Annotated in this window: 17 protein-coding genes; 5 read left to right on the forward strand and 12 right to left on the reverse strand. The window is 62.9% G+C overall.

The features are described 5' to 3' along the window. Positions 1-24 precede the first annotated feature (24 nt). Genes RlegSU303_RS28065 through RlegSU303_RS28080 form a run of 4 tightly spaced genes read left to right on the forward strand, consistent with a single transcriptional unit; the run spans position 25 to position 4,650 of the window. Positions 25-1,059, forward strand: a complete 1,035-nt coding sequence (locus RlegSU303_RS28065) for an Ldh family oxidoreductase (RefSeq protein ID WP_131719009.1) — start codon at positions 25-27, stop codon at positions 1,057-1,059. After that, positions 1,056-2,285: an iron-containing alcohol dehydrogenase gene (locus tag RlegSU303_RS28070; protein WP_131719008.1), complete on the forward strand. Its 1,230-nt coding sequence runs from the start codon at positions 1,056-1,058 to the stop codon at positions 2,283-2,285. The genes RlegSU303_RS28065 and RlegSU303_RS28070 overlap by 4 nt, the downstream gene beginning before the upstream one ends. Positions 2,286-2,299: 14 nt before the next feature. Beyond that, the gene (locus RlegSU303_RS28075) at positions 2,300-3,787 is read left to right on the forward strand and encodes an NAD-dependent succinate-semialdehyde dehydrogenase (RefSeq protein ID WP_131719007.1); all 1,488 of its coding nucleotides are present in this window, start codon (positions 2,300-2,302) and stop codon (positions 3,785-3,787) included. A gap of 11 nt (positions 3,788-3,798) precedes the next feature. Then, on the forward strand, positions 3,799-4,650 hold the full coding sequence (locus tag RlegSU303_RS28080; protein WP_131719006.1) for an alpha/beta hydrolase: 852 nt from the start codon (positions 3,799-3,801) through the stop codon (positions 4,648-4,650). Between the two features lie 111 nt (positions 4,651-4,761). Here RlegSU303_RS28080 and RlegSU303_RS28085 read toward each other — a convergent pair whose 3' ends face one another. Beyond that, positions 4,762-6,087 (reverse strand): NAD(P)/FAD-dependent oxidoreductase, encoded by a 1,326-nt coding sequence (locus RlegSU303_RS28085; protein ID WP_131719005.1) that lies wholly within the window; start codon positions 6,085-6,087, stop codon positions 4,762-4,764. Positions 6,088-6,319: 232 nt separating this feature from the next. Here RlegSU303_RS28085 and RlegSU303_RS28090 point away from each other — a divergent pair, with 232 nt between their 5' ends. After that, a complete protein-coding gene (locus RlegSU303_RS28090) occupies positions 6,320-6,796 on the forward strand; it encodes an Lrp/AsnC family transcriptional regulator (protein ID WP_025397104.1) in 477 nt (158 codons plus the stop codon). A 382-nt stretch (positions 6,797-7,178) separates the two neighbouring features. Here RlegSU303_RS28090 and RlegSU303_RS28095 read toward each other — a convergent pair whose 3' ends face one another. The 11 genes from RlegSU303_RS28095 to RlegSU303_RS28145 all read right to left on the reverse strand — a co-directional run bounded on the left by RlegSU303_RS28095 (position 7,179) and on the right by RlegSU303_RS28145 (position 20,131). After that, positions 7,179-8,834 carry an ABC transporter ATP-binding protein gene (locus RlegSU303_RS28095; protein WP_131719004.1) on the reverse strand — a complete coding sequence of 552 codons (1,656 nt, stop codon included), beginning with the start codon at positions 8,832-8,834 and terminating at the stop codon, positions 7,179-7,181. Further along, positions 8,831-9,697 (reverse strand): ABC transporter permease, encoded by an 867-nt coding sequence (locus RlegSU303_RS28100; protein WP_018072919.1) that lies wholly within the window; start codon positions 9,695-9,697, stop codon positions 8,831-8,833. Before RlegSU303_RS28100 ends, RlegSU303_RS28095 begins: the two co-directional genes overlap by 4 nt. Beyond that, entirely contained in the window at positions 9,694-10,644 is a 951-nt protein-coding gene (locus RlegSU303_RS28105; protein WP_231283879.1) for an ABC transporter permease, read from the reverse strand. Before RlegSU303_RS28105 ends, RlegSU303_RS28100 begins: the two co-directional genes overlap by 4 nt. Before the next feature lie 89 nt (positions 10,645-10,733). Further along, on the reverse strand, positions 10,734-12,344 hold the full coding sequence (locus tag RlegSU303_RS28110; RefSeq protein WP_131719003.1) for an ABC transporter substrate-binding protein: 1,611 nt from the start codon (positions 12,342-12,344) through the stop codon (positions 10,734-10,736). Positions 12,345-12,406: 62 nt separating this feature from the next. After that, positions 12,407-13,120, reverse strand: coding sequence for an HAD-IA family hydrolase (locus RlegSU303_RS28115; RefSeq protein ID WP_130788039.1), 714 nt, complete (start codon positions 13,118-13,120; stop codon positions 12,407-12,409). Positions 13,121-13,343: 223 nt separating this feature from the next. Then, positions 13,344-14,720 (reverse strand): aspartate aminotransferase family protein, encoded by a 1,377-nt coding sequence (locus RlegSU303_RS28120; protein WP_131620221.1) that lies wholly within the window; start codon positions 14,718-14,720, stop codon positions 13,344-13,346. 13 nt (positions 14,721-14,733) lie between these two features. After that, positions 14,734-15,570 (reverse strand): GNAT family N-acetyltransferase, encoded by an 837-nt coding sequence (locus tag RlegSU303_RS28125; protein ID WP_131620220.1) that lies wholly within the window; start codon positions 15,568-15,570, stop codon positions 14,734-14,736. Positions 15,571-15,725: 155 nt separating this feature from the next. Beyond that, positions 15,726-17,006, reverse strand: a complete 1,281-nt coding sequence (gene otnK, locus RlegSU303_RS28130; RefSeq protein ID WP_094088269.1) for a 3-oxo-tetronate kinase — start codon at positions 17,004-17,006, stop codon at positions 15,726-15,728. A 3-nt stretch (positions 17,007-17,009) separates the two neighbouring features. Continuing rightward, positions 17,010-17,786 (reverse strand): 2-oxo-tetronate isomerase, encoded by a 777-nt coding sequence (gene otnI / locus RlegSU303_RS28135; protein WP_231283880.1) that lies wholly within the window; start codon positions 17,784-17,786, stop codon positions 17,010-17,012. A 14-nt stretch (positions 17,787-17,800) separates the two neighbouring features. Then, entirely contained in the window at positions 17,801-18,745 is a 945-nt protein-coding gene (gene ltnD, locus RlegSU303_RS28140; protein WP_094088267.1) for an L-threonate dehydrogenase, read from the reverse strand. A 69-nt stretch (positions 18,746-18,814) separates the two neighbouring features. Then, the gene (locus tag RlegSU303_RS28145) at positions 18,815-20,131 is read right to left on the reverse strand and encodes an MFS transporter (RefSeq protein WP_131719001.1); all 1,317 of its coding nucleotides are present in this window, start codon (positions 20,129-20,131) and stop codon (positions 18,815-18,817) included. Between the last annotated feature and the right edge of the window lie 2 nt (positions 20,132-20,133).

Raw genomic sequence — 20,133 nt, forward strand, 5'->3', positions numbered from 1 at the left:
GATTTAATATAGGGAGGAAAAATCATGCGCATATCCGAAGCGGCAGCGCTTGCGCTTGCCACCCGCCTGCTGGAAGAGCATGGCGCACCGCGTGACCATGCGGCCCTGCAGGCTCGCATCCTGGTCACGGCCGATATGAAGGGGCACCCTTCGCATGGCCTGTACCGGCTTCCACGGCTGGTCGAGCGCATCGAGCGCGGTGTCATTGACCCGCAGACGAAGGGCACGCAGCGCTGGCGCGCGGATGCGGTGCTGGAGGTGGAGGGTTCGTCGGGATTTGGCCCTGTCGTCGCCATGGCCGCGATCGAGCGGCTGGCGCCTCACATTCCGGATCTTGGCATCGGCCTCGTCGCCGTGCGCAATGCCAACCATCTCGGCATGCTCGCGCATTATGTGGAGGCCATCGCCGCACTGGGTTTCGTCGGCATCGCGCTTTCGTCGAGCGAGGCGCTGGTCCATCCCTTCGGCGGTACCCGGGCCATGCTCGGCACCAACCCCATCGCCATCGCCGTGCCGACCGCCGAAGAACCGCTCGTGCTCGACCTGGCCACCAGCCTCGTGCCGATGGGCAGGATCCATCACCACGCGGCGACCGGCAGGCCTATTCCCGAGGGATGGGCGCGCGATGCGACCGGCAAGCCGACGACCGATCCGGGGCGTGCGAAGGCCGGCGCGATTGCGCCTTTTGGCGACGCGAAGGGCTACGGCCTCGGTATCGCTTTGGAGCTGCTGGTGGCAGCTCTTGCCGGCTCGGCGCTCGCGCCGGATGCGCGCGGCACGCTCGACAGCCAGTCGCCGTGCAACAAGGGCGACGTCTTCATCTTGATCGAGCCCAATCTGGCGCCGGGACTGCCGGAGCGGCTGTCGACCTATCTCGATGCCGTGCGCGCTTCACCACCCGCCAGCGCCGGCGAACCGGTTCTCGTCCCGGGCGATCGTGCCCGCGGGCGGCGAGCGGCGGCAAGCCGCAACGGGTTCGAGATCGACCAGCGCCTCTGGGAAGACCTCAACGCGCTTTCGCGCCCGCGCATTCTGGCCTTCGAGGGACAAAGATCATGAGCCTGTTTGCCGCCTTGAGGCTGCCGCGGGAAATCCTGTTTGGCGTCGGCCAGCGCCATGCGCTCGCGAGCGTCGCCAGCAGGACCGGCCGGCGCGCACTCGTCTGCACGGATGCGCGTTTTGCCGCGACACCCGTCTTCGCGGAAATGATCGCCGCGCTCGAAGCGGCCGGCATCGTCGTCCTGGTGCATGACCAGACGCTGCCGGACGTGCCGCAAGATACGGTCGCGGTTTGCGTTGAGGCCGCGCGTGGCTTTGAGCCGGATATGGTGATCGGCATCGGTGGAGGCAGCTGTCTCGACATGGCCAAATGCGCTTCGCTCCTGCTCGCTCACGGCGGCGCGCTCGCCGATTATTACGGTGAGTTCAAGGTGCCGGCGCCCGTCCTGCCAGTCATCGCCGTGCCGACGACGGCAGGCACGGGCTCAGAGGTGACGCCGGTTGCGGTTGTTTCCGATCCCGATCGTATCCTGAAGGTTGGCATTTCTAGCCCATATCTCATCGCCGCAGCGGCGGTCTGCGACCCGGAACTGACCCTATCCTGCCCGCCTGGGCTCACGGCGATTGCCGGTGCGGATGCGTTGACGCATGCCATAGAAGCCTTCACGGCCATGCGCCGCCCCGGCGATCCTGAACTCGCGCAGCAGCATGTCTTCATCGGCAAGAGCGATCTCTCTGACCAGTTCGCGCTGCATGCCATCCGGCTCCTCAGCCGGAGCCTGGAAAAGGCCTTCGTCGACGGCGCCGACATCGATGCGCGCGCCGATGTGATGATGGGCGCGCTCGCAGCCGGCTGCGCCTTCGGAACGGCGGGCACCGCTGCGGCCCATGCCGTGCAATATCCGGTCGGGGCCTTGACCCATACGCCGCATGGCCTCGGGGTTGCGACCATGCTGCCCTATGTGATGACATATAATCGCCGCGTCGCGAGCGCGGACATCGCCATTGTCGGCAGGGCGCTCGGCCTCGATCCCACCGGAGTGGAGGATGACGAAACGGTTGCCGATGCCGCGATCGCAGAGGTGAGCCGCCTCTTTGCCGCGATTGGCATCGCTCCGACGCTTGCCGGGCTCGGCCTGCCGGAAGACCGGATCGACTGGGCGGCCGAGCAGGCGCTCGGCATCGGCCGGCTGATCAAGAATAATCCCCGCTCCTTCGATGCCGCCGCCATGCGTGGCCTGGTGCGCGCCGCCTATGACGGCGATCTGGCCGCTTCCGCCCTCTGACCTGGGAAATCATCATGAACGTCAACCAGCATTCTCCGCATCCAGACCACGATCCCTTCGGGCTCAGCGCGTTCTCCGACGGCCTCTATATTGGCGGCGCCTGGCGGCCTGCAGCGGGCGAGGGCCGGCTCGAGGTGATCGACCCCTCGACCGAGGCGATCATAGCCACCGTGCCGGATGCGACCCTTGCGGATGCGGCAGCGGCCGTGGAGGCTGCGGCAAGTGCGGCGGAAAGCTGGCGCGAGACGCCGCCGAGAAAGCGTTCCGAGATCCTGCGCCGCTGCTTCGAACTCATGGTGGAGCGCTCCGAAACGCTCGCCGGGCTCATTTCGCTCGAGAACGGGAAGGCGTTGCGCGACGCGCGCGGCGAGGTCGCCTATGCAGCAGAGTTCTTTCGGTGGAATGCCGAGGAGGCGGTGCGCATTTCCGGAGAGTTCGGCGTTGCCCCGGCCGGTGGAAACCGCATCGTCGTCGATTACCAGCCTATCGGCATCTGCGTTCTCATCACACCATGGAATTTCCCGGCCGCGATGGCGACCCGCAAGATCGCGCCTGCCCTTGCCGCAGGCTGCACCGTCATCCTGAAGCCGGCGAGCGAGACGCCGCTGACGGCCTATGCGCTTGCGGCTCTCTACGAGGAGGCTGGCGTGCCGCCGGGCGTCGTGAACGTGATGACAACATCGACGCCAGGCCCCGTCATCGCCGCCATGCTGGCCGACCCCCGCGTGCGAAAACTTTCCTTCACAGGTTCGACCGGCGTCGGCCGCACGCTTCTAGCGGAAGCGGCAAAAAATGTCATCTCCTGTTCCATGGAACTCGGCGGCAACGCGCCATTCATTGTTTTCGACGATGCGGACATTGACGCGGCGATCGAAGGTCTGATGATCGCGAAAATGCGCAATGCGGGTGAGGCCTGCACGGCTGCAAACCGCATTTATGTCCAGTCCGGTATCCACGATGCCTTCGCGGAAAAATTTACACGACGCATGGCTGCCCTTAGGGTTGGCCCGGGTGTGGATCTGGATACGGAATGCGGTCCGATGATCACGCGCAAGGCGGTGGAGAAGATCGAGCGCCTGGTTGCGGACGCCATTTCGCGCGGCGGGCACGTCCTCTGCGGCGGACGAACACTAGCCGGACGCGGCTTTTTTTATCCGCCGACGGTGCTTGTCGATGTTCCCCCGGCCTCCGACATGGGCTGCGAGGAGATTTTCGGTCCCGTCGCGCCGCTCTATCGTTTCGAGACCGAGGCCGAGGTCATCGCTGCCGCCAACGATACGGAATATGGCCTCGCCGCCTACATCTATACCCGCGACATTGGCCGCGGCATGCGGGTCGCCTCTAAGGTCGAGGCCGGCATGATTGCGCTTAATCGTGGACTGGTCTCCGATCCCGCTGCCCCCTTCGGCGGTGTGAAACAGAGCGGCCTTGGACGTGAAGGAGGGCAGCATCACGGTATCGCGGAGTTCATGGAAGCCAAGTACATTGCGACAAGTTTCTGAGGGAGGAACCTGTGGCCGCCGATCCGTTCCGCATTCGTGACCATGTCGCAGATTTCGACGCGATCGTTGGCGATATCCGAGCTCGCAGCCTTGCAACGCGGCGCACTGTCGCCATGGAGGCCAACATCGCCTACGGGGCTGGACCTGGCGAGACGCTCGACATCTTCCTGCCAGATAGCGCCGGCTCGGACTTGCCGATCCACATGTTCATCCATGGCGGCTATTGGCGGATGTTTTCCAAGGAGGACTATTCCTGCATCGCTGAGACCATTACCGGTGCCGGCGCGGTCGCAGCCATCGTCGATTATTCCTTGATGCCCACGGCGAGAATGGACGTCCTGGTTGGTCAGGTCCTCAGGGCCAAGGCATTCTTGCTGGCGCATGCCGATCGTTTTGGCGCCACACCGAAGCAATTCTCCGTCAGCGGTCACTCCGCCGGCGCACATCTTGCAACCTTTCTCTTCCATCGCTCGCCAGCGCCTTCGGGCGTAGGTGCTGCTTTCCTGCTTGGCGGGCTATACGATCTCGAACCCCTGCAGAGGTCTTTCCTGCGCGATGAAATTGCCTTGAGCGACGAGGAGGTGCGACGGTTTACGCCCATGCGTCACGAGCACGACCCTGCAACGCGTGTGGCTATCATGAGCGGGGAACTGGAAACTGATCCGTTCAAAATTCAGGCAAATGCTTTCAGGGACATTCTTGCCGCCCAAGGCCTTGACGTGCGGGCATCGCAGGTCGCAGACGGCAATCACATGAGCACAGTACGCGATCTCGCCGTCGCTGGCACAGCTGTGGCGGCAGCATTGCACGCCTTGATTGCCAATGATGCCGGTGAGGAACCGAAGCGATCACTCTTCCTCTGATCGCCGATTTGTCGTGATCGTGGCAATCGAAACGTGATGCATCAGCTCTTGTGGCTGGTACCAAGCCGTGCCGATCCGCGTTGCCGACATTGCGCAAAGGCCGACTGCTCCCTAGAAATCAGCCACTTTGCCCCAGGCGGATGTCCCGAAGCGCTCGGGGTGGTAGGGCCTGGGATCAACGATCGGCTCATCGCCTGTAACGATATCGGCGATCAAATGGCCGGCGCCCGGCCCGATGCCGAAGCCGTGGCCGCTGAAGCCGGCAGCGAGGATGAAACCGGGCAAGGTGGCGATCTCGCCGATCCCCGGCACGCCGTCGGGCGTGCTATCGATATAGCCTGCCCAGGCCGCGCTGATATCGGTTTTCTTCAATGCGGGAAGAAGCTCGAGCGCCCGCGAATGCGTGAGGGCAATGGTGGCCTCGTTTGCCGCCGGGTCGAGGATGCGCATGCGCTCCATCGGTGTCGGCCTGTCGAGCCGCCAGCGTGCCAGAGATTCATGCCCTGAGCGAAAACCTTCCAACCCGCCGGGTGCGAGACTGCGCCAGCGCCGGGCAAACATCGGCAGGAACTGCCGCGCGAAGCGAAGCTGCTGCGGCGTCGGATCGACGCGGCCGCGGCCGCTGATCGCCAGCGTGTAGCCGCCATCGCGACGTCGCGTCACCGACACGGCTGATGTATGCAATGCATCCGGCAGGCCGCTCGCGCCTGGGGATACGGAGAGGATCGAGGAACGTATCGAGGCTTGCGGAAATCGAATGCCAAGCTGGCGGCAGAAGGAGGAGGCCCAGGCGCCACCGGCGAGGATCGCGATCTTTGTCCGGATCGTGCCATGCTCGGTGACGACGCCCGAGAGCCTGCCGCCTTCGACGTCGAGGCCGCGGGCCGCACAGGACTGATGCACCGTGCCGCCGAGCTTGAGGATCGCACGCGCGACGGCCGGCGCAGCGCTCGCTGGGTCGGCGGTGCCGTCGGTCGGCGAAAACACCCCGCCTTTCCATGAGGTGCCGGTGGCATGCCCGCGTTCGGTTGCCTCCGCGCTGCTCAGCATATGTGTCGTGACGCCGACCGAGCGGGCGAAATCGCGCCAACGGGCCCAGCCGGACAGTTCCTCGTCGCTATTGCTGAGGTAGAAGAGACCGCAACGACGGAAGCCGGTGTCCTCACCGGTCTCAGTGGCGAAACGCTCCCACAAATCGAGGCTCTTCGTCGACATCGGCAATTCGCGCGCGTCGCGGTTCTGCTGCCGGCACCAGCCCCAGTTGCGGCTCGACTGCTCGGCGCCGATCAGGCCCTTCTCGACGAGGGCGACCTTCAATCCGCGCCGGGTGAGATAGTAGGCCGCGAAAACGCCAACGATGCCGCCGCCGATCACCACGACATCAGCGGTGGGAGGCAGTTCCGGCGTGGTGTCGACGCGATTGAGCGGTGCGGGCATGGGAGAGTCTCCGTTTTAGCGTAGTGTAGCGGATCCGACGCCACGGCTTTGCCGGAGATCGGTTGGTGGCAGCAGAAGATTCCGCGTGGGGAGGATGCCAGCAGCCGTTTGTGCTTCGGCCTGTCTCGCAACGCGATCGACAGATCAATGTCATGTGTTAAGGTTGGTGTCGGGAACAAGCAGCATAATCTGCTGCGTCATTGGCGATCTCCAGCAAGTGAGGGCGTGTGAGATGAAACTCGACCGAATCGACGTAAAAATCCTTTACGAACTGCAGAAGAATGGCCGCGTCACGAATGTGGAACTCGCCGAACTGGTCAATCTGTCGCCGAGCCCCTGCCTGATGCGGGTGAAGAAGCTGCAGTCGGAGGGCTACATCGAAGGTTATTCAGCCCAGATCAACGTGAGCAAACTGGGGCAGACGCTGACGGTGTTCACCGAGATCACCCTGAAGAACCACCGGCAGATCGACTTCGCCCGCTTCCTGGCGGCGATCGAGAAGGTCGATCAGGTGATCGAATGTCATCTCGTTTCGGGCGGCTACGATTATCTGCTGAAGTTCGTCACCGCCGGCATCGACGAATACCAGACGATCATGGAGCGGCTGACTGACCTGGATGTCGGCATCGACAAATATTTCAGCTTCGTCGTCCTGAAGTCGCCGATCATCAAGGCCCACATGCCGCTCACCACCTTGTTTCCGCATTAGTCGGCGAGAAGGACCGCACAGGGAGCCGCTCCTGATATCACGGCTGGATGTCCTTTCGTCCGCCCCCGTGGCCGAATGTCCCAACGCACTCTGTCAGGGCTCCAGATCGACCTTACCCAACTGCACCTCCTCGACCCAATCGAGAGGCCGATTCTCTCTGTCGCAGGTTGTTCTCCCTATAATAAGAGTTCCATACTGGTTGGAAGGACTTGCGACAGGATGTGGGGCCTGCTCTCTAAAGCCATATTCTTTGCCACTTGCTGATCTCTGCCGTGAGGCCGGAGACGTTCCAGCACGACCTGACCGGGTGCGCGCTAAAGTCCGGCAAGCATCTCGCTTTTGGCTCCGAGCAGGGCAGCGCGGCAACGCCTTGAATCGGCGCTCAGTGCCTGCAATAGGCCCGCACCAATTCCGGATCCTGCTGGAGCCCGTCGAGCCAGGCCGGATCGAGGGTCGGCACCGATGAGAAGAGCAGCTGCGAATAGGGGTGTTGCGGCGCCTTCACCGTCGATGAGGTGATCTCCTCGACCTTCCTGCCTCCATACATCACGACGATCTCGTCGCAGATTGCCTCCACCACCGAGAGGTCGTGGCTGATGAAGATGTAGGAGAGGCCGAGTTCGCGCTGCAATTCCTTGAGCAGGTCGATGACCGCGGCGGCGACCACTGTGTCGAGCGCCGAGGTAATCTCGTCGCAGAGGATCAGCTTCGGATCGGCGGCGAGCGCCCTGGCGAAGTTGACTCGCTGTTTCTGTCCACCCGAGAGTTCGCCCGGCCGCCGATGGCGCAGATTGCGGGGCAGGCGTACCATGTCGAGCAGTTGATCGATCCGGGCGTTCCGCGCCTTTCGATCCATGCCGTGGTAAAAGACCAGAGGTCTGTCGAGGATGTCCTCGACCGATTTTGCCGGGTTGAGTGCGGTATCGGCATATTGGAAGACGATCTGCATCTCGCGCAACTCATCACGCGAACGCTCGCGCGCGTTGCGGCGCAGTTCCGTGCCGTCGAAGACGATCTTGCCGACCGCGGCCGGCAGGATGCCGGCGATGGTGCGGGCGAGCGTCGACTTGCCGCAACCGGATTCGCCGATGATGCCGAGATTACGGCCTTTCTCCACTTTCAGGCTGACATGCTCGACCGCGCGAACGAGCGGCAGGCCGTCAGCCTGGCGCTGTCCATAACCCGCGACGAGATCTTCGATGCTCAGCAGGGGAGCGGTCGCGGGTTCGGCGGGGCCAGTTGCGCCGCGCGGTTTCGGTTCGAAGGCTGCGAGCAGCTCCCTGGTATAGGGGTGCTTGGCATTGTTGAGGATTTCGCCGGTGGTGCCGGTTTCCTGGGTCTCCCCGCCTTTCAGGACCACGATGCGGTCGGCGATCTGGGCGACGACGGCAAGGTCGTGCGAGACATAAACGCCAGCGATGCCCCCCTTCTTCATGACCGACTTGAAAGCCCGCAGCACTTCGATCTGGGTCGTGACGTCGAGCGCCGTCGTCGGCTCGTCGAAGATGACGAGGGTCGGGTCGCCGATCAGCGCCATGGCGGCCGCCAGACGTTGCAGCTGGCCGCCGGAAACCTGGTGCGGATAACGGCTGCCGATCGTCTCGGGTTCCGGCAGGGACAGCGCCCGGAAGAGTTCGACGGCCCGGGCACGCGCCTCGTCCGGCGACATCAGCTGGTGAATACGCGTGACTTCGATCACCTGGTCCATGATCGATGTGGCCGGGTTGAAGGCGGCAGCCGCCGATTGCGGGACATAGGCAACTTCGGTGCCGCGCACCTTGGCGCGCTGCTTTTCGCCGAGCGTGACCATGTCCTTGCCGCCGACCGAAACGCTGCCGCCGGAGATGCGACAGCCCGCACGGGTATGGCCCATCAGGGTCAGGGCGATGGTTGTCTTGCCCGAGCCGCTCTCGCCGATCAGCGCAACGATCTCGCCCTCGGCAACATCGAGGCTGACACCTTTGATGATTTCGACACGCCGACCGGAATCGGTAGTGGCTTCGACCTTCAGGTCACGGATTTCGATGAAATTGCTCATGACACACTCCGGTCGCGAATTTTCTGCGGCAGGTTGTCGATCAGCAGGTTGACGCTGATCGTCAGGCTGGCGATGGCAAGCGAGGGAAACATCACCGCCGGTGCACCAAATGGCAGGCCGCCGATATTCTCGCGCACCAGCGCTCCCCAATCGGCATAGGGCGGCTGGACGCCAAGGCCGAGGAAGGAAAGCCCGGAGAGCAGCAGAACGATGAAGACGAAGCGGATGCCGAGATCGGCAAGTACCGGCCCGACGATGTTGGGCAGGATTTCCGAGCGAATGAGATAGAGCGTGCTTTCACCGCGGATGCGCGCAACCGTAATGAAATCCATCGCATTGATGTTGACGGCGAGCGCCCGGGCGAAGCGGTAAGCGCCGGGGATGTAGATCACCGACAGCGTCATGATCAGCACCGGGACCGAGGAGCCGACGGCAGCGACGACCACCAGACCGAACAGCTTGCTCGGGATGGAGTTAAGCGCATCGAGGAAGCGGCTGAGGATCGTGTCCAGCCAGCCGCCGGCGACAGCTGCGATCATGCCGAGCACGACGCCGCTGAAGCAGGCGATCGTGACCGCCGCCAGCGAGATGCCGACCGTATAGCGCGCGCCCATCAGAATCCTTGAGAGCATGTCGCGGCCGAGATAATCGGAGCCGAGCCAGAGTTCCCGGCTCATCGGGCCGAAATAGTCGAGATCGATGATCTCGCCGACCGGGTAGGGGATGATCCATGGCGCGAAGATCGCGACGAGCGCCCATAAGAGGATCACAGTGAAGCCGATCGCGCCGACGATGTTGAAGCGATAGCCAAACCGGGTTCCGGACAGCCGGCCGGAGGTGGTTTCGGAACTGGTCATGGTCATCGGAGCCTCGGATTGGAAAGGATGGCGATGATATCGGCGATGGTGATCAGCAGCAGGTAGCCAAGACAGAAGATCATCGCGCAGCTCTGGATCAGCGGCAGGTCGCGGGTGGCGACGGCATCCAGCATCAGCTTGGCGATACCGGGATAGTTGAAAATGGTCTCGACGATGATGACGCCTCCGAGCAGATAAGACAGCGAAAGCGCAACGGCATTGACGATCGGGCCGAGCGCATTCGGCAGTGCATGGCGAAAGACGATGCGCGGCCGGGAGGCGCCCTTGAGCAATGCCATCTCGACATAGGGTGTGTGTAGCGTCTCGATGACAGCCGCCCGCGTCATGCGGATCATCTGGGCCGAGACGACGAAGGTGAGGGTGATCACCGGCATGGCATAGACGCGCAACAGATCGGTCAGACTGTGGACCTCATTGGCGAAAGAAAGTGCCGGCAGCCATTTCAGATAGACGGCAAAGATGAGCGCCGCGGAGGTCGCGACCATGAACTCCGGCACGGAGATGACGCCGATGGTGATCACCGTGACGATCCGGTCGTAAAGGGTGCCGCGCAGCATCGCCGCAGTGATCCCGAGCGTCAGCGCGATAGGTACGGAGAAAAGCGCGGTGACGCCGGCAAGTTTCAGCGTGTTGACGAAGCGGCCGGCGATGAGAGCGGCGATCGGCATGTCGTTGGCATAGGACGTGCCGAGGTCGCCTTGCAGCAGCCCGACTAACCAGCGCAGGAAACGAAAGAGCGCCGGTTCGTCGAGATGCATGGCCTTGCGCAGGCCTTCGACGGCTTCCGGGGTGGCGGCTTGGCCGAGCAGGATCGTCGCCGTATCTCCAGGCAACAGCGTTGTCGCGAAGAAGACGGCGAAGGAGACGATCACCAGGGTGATCACGGCGACGAACAATCTGCTCAGTACAAGGGATAAGACCTGGCGGTTCACGGGCGTCTTCCCTTTGCGTTCGAGTTAAGTTCCATCAAGGCAGATGGACGAACTGGGGCGCGGCTGCAGCCCCAGTCTCCTTTGCTGCATCAGGCTTCAAGCCAGACATATTCCGCGAAAGCGTATCCCATCTGGCCGCCGAGCGGGTTGGCTTCCAGGCCCTTGAGCTTGGCGGTCGTTGCATCGACGTTCGAGATATAGGCTGGAATGATTGTACCAGCTTCCTGGGCGACCATGCCCTGCATCTCGTTATAGATCGTCTTGCGCTTGTCTTGATCGAGAGAGCCGCGCGCCTCGATCAGCATCTTGTCGAACTTCTCCGACTTGTAGTGGCTTTCGTTCCACGGAGCGTCCGAGGTGTAGAGCAGGGAGAAGAGGATATCGGGTGTCGGCCGCGGGTTGATATTGCCGAAGTGGACCGGCGCCTTGAGCCAGTAATTGTCCCAATAACCATCGGATGGCACTCGCTGTACATCGAGCTTCATGCCGATTTCGGCGCCGGCCGCCTGGATGATCATGGCCATGTCGATAGACGAGCTCGCCGCATCGGAAGCGATGATCGGAATGGATTGGCCAAGCACACCGGCCTTTTCGAAGTGGAACTTCGCCTTCTCAGGATCAAAGGCTCGCGCTTTCAGCTCTGCGTCATGATAGAAGTTCGCCGGCGAAACGGGTTGATCGTTGCCGACTTCACCGAGACCGCGCAGCGCCGATTTGACGATCTGTTCGCGGTTGACGAGATACTTCATGCCCTCGATGAAGTCCCGCTTGTTGCCGGGCTCCATATCCAGTCGCATGTTGAGATTGGTATAGTTGCCGGACGTCGTCTTAGACAAGGTGAAGCCGTCGCCCTGGGCCTCGACGAGGCGCATAGAGCGCGGATTGATCGTGGCTGCGAGATGGATGTCGCCCGCAAGCAGTGCGTTTACACGGGCATTGTCGTCGCTGATCGCGAAATATTCGAAGGAATCGACATTCGGGCCGGATTTCCAGTAATTCTTGTTCTTGATCCCGACGGACCGGACGCCCGGCTCGAAGACTTCCTTGACGAAAGCGCCGGTGCCGTTGGCCTTGGTGAAATCGGTCGTGCCGTCGGCGACGATCATGAAATGATGCATCGACAGGATGGTCGGCAGGTCGGCATTCGGGCTGGCGAGTGTGATCTCGACGGTTTGTTTGTCGACCGCCTTGAACCCGGTCATCTGGGCGGCGATCTTGGCGACCTTCGAGCCGACGGATGGGTCGAGATGGCGCTTCAGCGAGAAAACCACGTCATCGGCGGTCAGCGGCTTGCCGTCATGGAAAGTAACGCCGTTCTTCAGCTTGACCGTCCAGGTCTTCGCATCCTTGGACTCGATCGCTTCGGCAAGCTCCATCTGCGGCGTGCCTGATTTGTCGAGGAAGGTGAGGCGGTTATAGAAGGAGCAGCACCGGACATAGTCGGTGGAGAGCGACGCCTTGGCAGGGTCGAGCGTATCGGCTGTGGAGGACGACCAGCCGGCCGCCTTGAGCGAGCCGCCGGAAACGGGCGTAGCGGCGAGCGCCTTGCCGGCGCGGCCAAGCACGAGCCCGCCAGCTGATATGGCCACGCCGCCCGCAAGCATCATATGCAGCAACTCGCGACGAGTGGCGCCACGACGGATGGCGCTTTCGACCATGGCGTCGTCGGAGCTGGTCCAATTGGTGATCTTGTCGTTCATCTCATTCCCCTTTTCTTGTGTGGCGGGCTGCCCGTTGCGGGCAGGCCCGATCTGCTTCAAAGTCAGGCGCGCGCGGCGGCCACGGCATCGGCAAGGCCGGCCATGGAGGTGAAATGGTAGTCGGGTTTGGTGAACTCGGCCGGTTCGATCGTGCCGCCGTAACCCTTCTCGGCATGTCGCCGCTCGATCCAGCAATTGGTCAGCCCGAGTTTCCTGGAAATCCCGATGTCGTGGTACTGGCTCTGGGCGACATGCAGGATGTCGTCCTTCGAATGTCCTTCCGAGGCGACGTAGTCGAATACCTTCTCGAAGAAGGCGGGATCGGGTTTCTCGGTCCCGGTATCATCCGCGGTGAAGGCGGCATAAAATGGATTGCCGAGTTCTTTCTCGAAGAAATCGAATGCCCAGCGGCGGGCATTGGTCATTGCAACAAGGCGGTAATCCTTCGCAAGACTTGCCAGCGCTGCGGCGCTGTCTGCAAAACCCTTCCAGCTCTTCGCCGAATCCCGCAGCCGTTCGCCATATTTTTGCTCAGTGGGCAGGCCGAGCTTCGGCGCGATCGCGAGATAGACGCGCACGAGGTCGTCCGGAAAGAGATCGGCATCTTTGGAGTAGCGGGCTGCGCGGTAGAGACTAAGCGCTTGCTCGCCGTCGACGGTACTTCCGACCTCGGCCGCGATCTCGGCGAAGCAGGTCTTGAGGCCGCCCTCGAAGTCGATAAGCGTGCCGACGACGTCGAAGGTCATATATTTGAATTCCGAAAGGCTCTTGCTCACGCGAATTCCCCAGTGTTCGGCTCCGATGGGAGCTCGGCTTCTCGAAGAAGAAAATTCTGTTCCGCTGGCGGGGTCATTGTCCCGCTCTTTTATGGGAAGGCCCGCATCTGCCGGGATCCAGGCCTTTCGTTGACTTCAGTTTGTCACCTGCACTGCGCCGGATTCGCCGAATAGACGCCATGAGGCGGCACAAAATACCGAATCTGACGGTTTCCCGATATTCTCAGGCCTGCAGCGCCCGACGCACATCCGGATCCTCCAGCGTCTCGTCCAGGGTGATGCGGGTGCGCTCGACGATCGCGTCAATCTCCGTCTCTGTGCAGCAAAGCGGCGGAGCATAGCCAATTGCACCATTGCCGAAGGCGCGGATGACGAGGCCGTTTTCCCATGCGCGATCGAAGATGCGGCGGGCGGGTTCGGCAGATGCCGGCAAGGGCGTTTTGTTCACCTTGTCGACCACCAGCTCGACGGCGGCCAGCATGCCGCGGCCGCGGACATCGCCGACGAGCGGATGATCCCTCAGCGATTCCAGGCCCCGCATCAGCCGTGCGCCGGCCCTGACGCCGTTTTCGAGAAGGCCGTTTTCGTAGAGCTTCAGGACTTCGAGGCCGACCGCGGCGCTGACGGGATGGGCCGAATAGGTATAGCCATGGCCAACGGCGGCAGCACCCGCGCCCTCGGCGATCGTTTGATAGACATGATCGGCCATCAAGACGGCGCCCATGGGAACGTAGCCCGAGGTGAGGCCCTTGGCGGTCGTCATGAAGTCGGGCACGACCTCATCCTCGCTGCAGGCGAAAAGCGGGCCGGTGCGGCCAAAGCCGGTGATCACCTCGTCCGCGACAAAAAGGATGTCGTGCGCGCGGCAGAATTCGCGCATGGCTTTCATCCAGCCTTTCGGCGGCACCAGAACGCCGCCCGATCCCTGGATCGGCTCGACGTAGAAAGCGGCGACGCGTTCCGGCCCGATCGCCTCGACCTTGCTTTTCAGCGCCGCAAGCGAGGCGTCGATGATCGCCTGCGGATTGTCGCCCACCGGGTTGCGATAGGCGTAGTGAGACGGAATCTTATGCTGCCAATCGAATGGAACGCCGAAGCCGGCATGGAAGGCAGGTAGCGCGGTCAGACCCGCGCCGACCGTCGAGGAACCATGATAGCCCTGTTCGACGGAGATGAACTGATCGCGCTGAGGCTGTCCACGGGCATGCCAATAATAGCGGATGAAGCGGATCGTGCTGTCCACCGCATCGGAGCCGCCGAGCGTGAAATAGACGTGGTTGAGATCGCCCGGTGCGCGGTCGGCGAGTTCGCCGGCAAGCCGGATCGCGGGCTCTGAGCCGAGGCCGAAATAGGCCGTCGCATAGGGAAGCTCGCGCATCTGCCGGGCCGCTGCCTCGACGATGCTCTCGTGGCCGTAACCGGCATTGACGCACCAGAGGCCGGCGAAGCCGTCGATCAGCTGCTTGCCGGAGGCGTCGGTGACCGTCGCGCCCTTGGCCGAGGCCAGCACCCGCACGCCAAGCTTTTCATGGCCTCGATAGGAGGCGACAGGATGAATGAGATGGGCGCGATCGAGTTCGATGAGAGAATTGCTGTACATGGAGATCTCCGGATCAGCCGAGTGCCTGGCTGGCGAGGGCAAAGGTGGTGACGGCCGGTTCGGCGGCGTGGTGGACGAAGGGCTTTTTCATGGTGATTCCGCCGCCGACATGGGCGAGCCCGTGTTCGGCGAGCCACGGGGAAAGCCCGGTCTCGGCCGTGGTGTCGACCCTGAGGAACTGCCCGGGCCGCTTGGCGATGAAATGTTCGATGAGTTTCCTGGCCTCGCCGACGTCGGCGGCCACCACGGGTCCGATCACTTCGCCGCGGCCGAAGGGACGCAGGCAAGCGAAGCCGGAAACGTGGCCGTCGCGACGAATGACGGCGAACTCGCCGATCCCGGTGAAATAAGAGAGCAGCCGTTCGCGGTCGGCGCCGAAGGCAAGGCGGTCGAGTGCCGCGATAGCAGGGAGGTCGGCGTCGGTGGCGGCTTGCGTTTCCGCCGGCGCGGCGATGTCTCCGGCAAGGCCCTGATGTTGCGCCACGGTTCCCGTCTCGAGGAAGCCAAGCTTCTGGTAGAGCGGCAGGCCTGCCACCGTCGCCACCAGCCTCAGCGGCCGGTCTCCGGCGGCCAGCAATGCGGCGTCCATTAGCTTGCGGCCGAGACCCCTGCCGCGCATCGTCTCGTCGACGATGACCATGTTGATCGTCGCACAATCGCCCTTGTACGGCGTGACGAGGACGGTGCCGACGACCCTGCCATCCTCGACCGCAACCATCCCGTCGCTCAAGGCGAGCGCCAGCTGCCAGTCTTCCGTCCGATGCGGCCAGCCCGCCTGTCTTGACAGCGCGACGGCGGCTTCCAGATGGTCGGGGCCGAACGGGACGATTTCGATCTGACTTGTTTGCATGGAGGCGTCCTTCATATCGTACCCGCCAGTCTGCCGGAGCGCCGGCGGGCAGATCGTCTGAAGGCCATGGTTCAAGCAGTATCTTATGGCGTTGCTGTCATGGGGAGCCGCATCTTATGCTAGAACCGACCGATATTCATCGGGTCCCAGGTCTGTCAGTGCATCATCGCCAGCGCTGCCGTAAAGAAATCTTCGCCTCCGAAGTTTCCTGATTTCAACGCCAGAAGCATATCGCCCTGGGCATTGCCGATCGTGCGCAGCACCGGCACGCCGGGCGCAATCTCCGGCCCGATCAGAAATGCCGGAATGGCGAGCCGGTCGACGGCCGCGCCCGAGGTTTCGCCGCCGGCGACCACCAGGCGCCGCACGCCTCTCTCCACCAGCTCGGCTGTGATGATCGACGTCGCGGTCTCGATCGCGTGGCCGGAGGCCTCTCGTCCATAGAGCAATTGCAGCCGGGACACGGTTTCAGGCGCAGCACTCGCGGCGATGATGACGGGGCCGGCGGCGATGCGCTCTCCGGCCCAGGAAATCGCCGTGGCGATCTCATCCGGACCAGCAAGCAGCCGCTCCGGATCGAGCCGCAGGACGGGCATCGACCGTTCGGCGACGTCGAGCTGACGGAGCGTCGCCTTGGAGCAACTGCCGGCAACGATCGCTGAAAGTCCGCCCACGGGGCGAATGGCGTCCGCCGTCGTTGCGCCGCCGGAGGATATCCGGCCGGAGCGGACGAGCGCACGGGCAAGGCCGAGGCCGAGGCCGGACGCACCGGTGGACACCGGCGTTTCGAGAGCGACCTCGCCGAGCGTTTCAAGATCCCGTTCGAAGATCGCATCGGCGATAACAGCAGTGACGCCTGCGGTGCGAAAGGCATCGAGCCTCATTTTGACGGCGCCGGGTCCGGCCGCGATGGTCGTCAGATCGATCAGTCCGACGACATTGCGCGACTGGCGGGTCAGAACCCGCACGAGATTGGCGTCATGCATCGGATTGAGGGGGTGGTCCTTGAGCGGGCTTTCGTTCAAAGGCTGTCCGCCGACGAAGAGATGGCCAAGATAGACGGTGCGTCCCGTTTCCGGAAAGGCGGGCGTTACCAGTACGATGCCGCCGCCGGCAGCATCGCTCAAGGCCTCGGTGACCGGACCGATATTGCCGGCATCGGTGGAATCGAAGGTCGAGCAGATCTTGTAAAGCACATGGCCGGCACCCCGCCGGCGCAGCCATCGCTCGGCGCTCGCCGCCGCCGCCACGGCGTCCGAGGCGGGGACGGAACGGATCTTCAGGGAAACGACCACGGCGTCGACATCCGGTAGTGCCAGCGACGGGTCAGGGATGCCGACCGTCTGCACCGTGCGCAGACCGTTCTTCGTCAGGGTGTTGGCGAGGTCGGACGCGCCCGTATAGTCGTCAGCAATTGATCCGAGGAAAATAGCCATCGTCTAGCTCCGTGCAAAAGGTTTGAACCAGCTAAGACCGTCGAGTGTGTGGCCGCGCGGGATGTATTCGCAGCCAATGAAACCGTCATAAGCCAGGCTGTCGATTTCGCCGAACAGAGAGGCATAGTTCAGTTCCTCCCCATCCGGCTCATTGCGTGACGGCACGCTGGCGATCTGGATATGGCCGGTGATCGGCAGCAGGCGCCGCAATGCGATAGTGACGTCGCCATGGATGATCTGTCGGTGATAGATGTCGAACTGCAGCTTCAGGTTCGGCAGATCGCATTCGGCAATCAGCCGCTCGGCGGCGCCGAAATCGTTGAGGAAATATCCTGGCATGTTTCGGCCGTTGATCGGCTCGAGCAGCAGATCGATGCCCTTTTCCGCAAGCCGCCCGGCAGCATAGGTGACGGAGCGCCGATAAGCGGAGGAGGCGTCTTCGTCATGACGGTCGGCGATGCCTGCCATCAGGTGCAACCGTCTGACGCCCGTTGCCGCCGCATAGTCCAGTGCCCGCTCGACATCCGCTTTCAGCGCATCGAACCGTCCCGGAAGAGCGGCGATGCCACGTTCGCCTGCTGCCCAGTCGCCCGGCGGCAGGTTGAACAAGGCCTGTCGCAGATTGTTGCGGTCAAGCCGTTCGGCGATTGCCTCCGGCGTGGCCTCGTAGGGAAAGAGGTATTCGACGGCGGCAAAGCCAGCATCGGCTGCGGCGTCGAAGCGGTCGAGGAACGCCCATTCGTTGAACATCATCGTCAGGTTGGCGGCGAAAACCGGCATGTCTAGCGTTCCTTCTACAGGCTCTGCGGCTCTTTGGTAGAGCTGGGCAATTCAGCGCCGGAAAGCCTGGCATAGAGCCGCGCCAACGAGGAATCGTCATCACGGCCCATGCCGGCCCCGGAGGCGGCCAGATACATCTGCAAGGCCGCTGCCGTCAGCGGTACCGGGTAGCGCTCGGAGCGGGCCATGTCTTGGACGATACCGAGATCCTTGACGAAAATCTCGATGCTGCTGAGCGGCGTATAGTCTCCGGCCAGCACATGCGGCACGCGGTTTTCGAACATCCAGGAATTGCCGGCCGAAGCTGTGATCACCTCATAGACCTTATCGAGGTCGAGGCCCTGCTTGGCGGCAAAGGTGATGGCCTCACAGGCGGCCGCGATGTGCACGCCGGCGAGAAGCTGGTTGATCATCTTGAAGGCAGCGCCTTTTCCGGCCTCGTCGCCGAGCTCGTAGACCTTGGCGGCCATGGCGTCGAGACCCGGGCGCGCCGTATCGAAGGCCTGGCCGGAGCCGGATGCCATGATCGTCAGTTCGCCACGCGCCGCCTTGGCCGCGCCGCCCGAAATCGGCGCGTCGAGGTAATGCAGGCCGAGAGCCTCCGTCCGCTCGGCCAGATCACGTGCGACGGCGGGATCCATGGTTGCCGACGAAATGAAGACGGCACCGGGCTTCATTGTGCTCGCGACGCCTTGCGGCCCGAACAGCACGGCCTCGGTCTGCGCGCCGTTGACGACTACGGAGACGACGATGTCGGCGTCCTTTGCCGCAGCGGCAGGGGTCGCCGCGCCACGTCCGCCCTCGGCGACAAAGCGGTCTACCGCCGCCGGCGTGATGTCATAACCAACGACGTCGAGACCTGCGCGCTTCATCGACTGGGCCATCCCAAGCCCCATCGAACCAAGACCGATGACGGCTGCGATAATGTCGGGACCTGAGTTTTCAGCAAGCGGTGGCATGAGGAGGTTCTCCAGTCTTGTGAGGAAAGGTCTGCGCCCCTCCGGGTGCCATCCCGGAGGGGCTGTAGCTCAGCGATTGACGGTTTTCGCAGGAACCGTCAACACGGCCAGCGAACCAATGACCAAGGCAGCCGCCAGCAGATACATGCCGGCGCTGTTGGTGCCGGTGAAGTCTTTGAGATAGCCTACCAGAAACGGCCCGAGAAACCCGGCGAGATTACCGACCGAGTTGATCCAGGCAATGCCGGCCGCAGCGCCCGTGCCGGCGAGAAAAGCCGTCGGAAGCGACCAGAACAGCGGCGCGCAGCTGATGGCGCCGGCGGCAGCCAGCGAGAGGCAGACAATCGAGACCGTCGTGCTCGTCGCCATCGTCGCCGCGACGAAACCACCGGCGGCGATGAAGGCCGGGACGACGAGGTGCCAGCGGCGTTCGCGCAGCCTGTCGGCGGAACGTCCGAGGGCCAGCATGACGACGAATGTGCAGATATAGGGGATCGCGGAAATCAGGCCGATATTGAGGTTTCCGTTGACGCCCGAGGCCTTGACGATGGTCGGCATCCAGAAATTCAGGCCATATTGCCCGAGCACGAAGCAGAAGTAGATCAGGCACATCAGCCAGACGCGGCGGTCGGCCAGCGTTGCGGCGATGCTGTGCGGGCTTGCTGTCTTGGCCCGGTTCTCCGCCTCGATATTGGCCGTCAGCACGCGCTTTTCCTCATCGTTCAGCCATTTCGCGCCCTGGATCGTGTCATCAAGGTAGAAGAACGTCGCAACGCCGAAAAGTATAGCCGGAATGGCTTCGATCAGGAACATCCACTGCCAGCCGGAAAGGCCGTGCGTGCCGTGAAAACTGTCCATCAGGAGACCCGAAAGCGGATTGCCGAAAATGGCGGATATCGGGATCGCCGACATGAAGGTGGTGATGATCCTGGCGCGGCGATGGGCTGGATACCAAGCGGTCAGATAAAGAATGATGCCGGGAAAAAATCCGGCTTCGGCAACGCCCAGCAGGAAACGCAGGACATAGAAGACGGTTTCCGACGAGGTGAACATGAAGGCGGCGGAAACGATGCCCCAGGTGACCATGATGCGGGCGATCCACACCCGCGCGCCAACCTTGTTCATGATGATGTTGCTCGGCACTTCAAACAGAAAATAGCCGATGAAGAAAATGCCTGCGCCGATGCCATAGGCGGCTTCGGAGAGGCCGGGTTCGCTCGACATCTGCAGCTTGGCGAAGCCGACATTGACGCGGTCGAGATTGGCGACCACGTAGCACAGCATCAAAAAGGGTACGATGCGCCAGAATACCTTGCCATAAGCACGGTCTTCGAGCGTCTGGGCGGGATGTGCGCCAACAACTGGCGCTTGCGTCTGCAGCGTCATGA

It is taken from the genome of Rhizobium sp. SU303 (assembly GCF_021052345.1).
GTDB classification, from domain to species: Bacteria; Pseudomonadota; Alphaproteobacteria; order Rhizobiales; family Rhizobiaceae; genus Rhizobium; species Rhizobium laguerreae.

Coding starts and splice junctions, on each gene's coding strand:
- RlegSU303_RS28100 (WP_018072919.1), bottom strand. CDS start 9,697: ATGACCATGACCAGTTCCGAAACCACCTCCGGCCGGCTGTCCGGAACC.
- RlegSU303_RS28065 (WP_131719009.1), top strand. CDS start 25: ATGCGCATATCCGAAGCGGCAGCGCTTGCGCTTGCCACCCGCCTGCTG.
- RlegSU303_RS28110 (WP_131719003.1), bottom strand. CDS start 12,344: ATGAACGACAAGATCACCAATTGGACCAGCTCCGACGACGCCATGGTC.
- RlegSU303_RS28075 (WP_131719007.1), top strand. CDS start 2,300: ATGAACGTCAACCAGCATTCTCCGCATCCAGACCACGATCCCTTCGGG.
- RlegSU303_RS28070 (WP_131719008.1), top strand. CDS start 1,056: ATGAGCCTGTTTGCCGCCTTGAGGCTGCCGCGGGAAATCCTGTTTGGC.
- RlegSU303_RS28145 (WP_131719001.1), bottom strand. CDS start 20,131: ATGACGCTGCAGACGCAAGCGCCAGTTGTTGGCGCACATCCCGCCCAG.
- ltnD (WP_094088267.1), bottom strand. CDS start 18,745: ATGCCACCGCTTGCTGAAAACTCAGGTCCCGACATTATCGCAGCCGTC.
- otnK (WP_094088269.1), bottom strand. CDS start 17,006: ATGGCTATTTTCCTCGGATCAATTGCTGACGACTATACGGGCGCGTCC.
- otnI (WP_231283880.1), bottom strand. CDS start 17,786: ATGCCGGTTTTCGCCGCCAACCTGACGATGATGTTCAACGAATGGGCG.
- RlegSU303_RS28095 (WP_131719004.1), bottom strand. CDS start 8,834: ATGAGCAATTTCATCGAAATCCGTGACCTGAAGGTCGAAGCCACTACC.
- RlegSU303_RS28090 (WP_025397104.1), top strand. CDS start 6,320: ATGAAACTCGACCGAATCGACGTAAAAATCCTTTACGAACTGCAGAAG.
- RlegSU303_RS28085 (WP_131719005.1), bottom strand. CDS start 6,087: ATGCCCGCACCGCTCAATCGCGTCGACACCACGCCGGAACTGCCTCCC.
- RlegSU303_RS28125 (WP_131620220.1), bottom strand. CDS start 15,570: ATGCAAACAAGTCAGATCGAAATCGTCCCGTTCGGCCCCGACCATCTG.
- RlegSU303_RS28120 (WP_131620221.1), bottom strand. CDS start 14,720: ATGTACAGCAATTCTCTCATCGAACTCGATCGCGCCCATCTCATTCAT.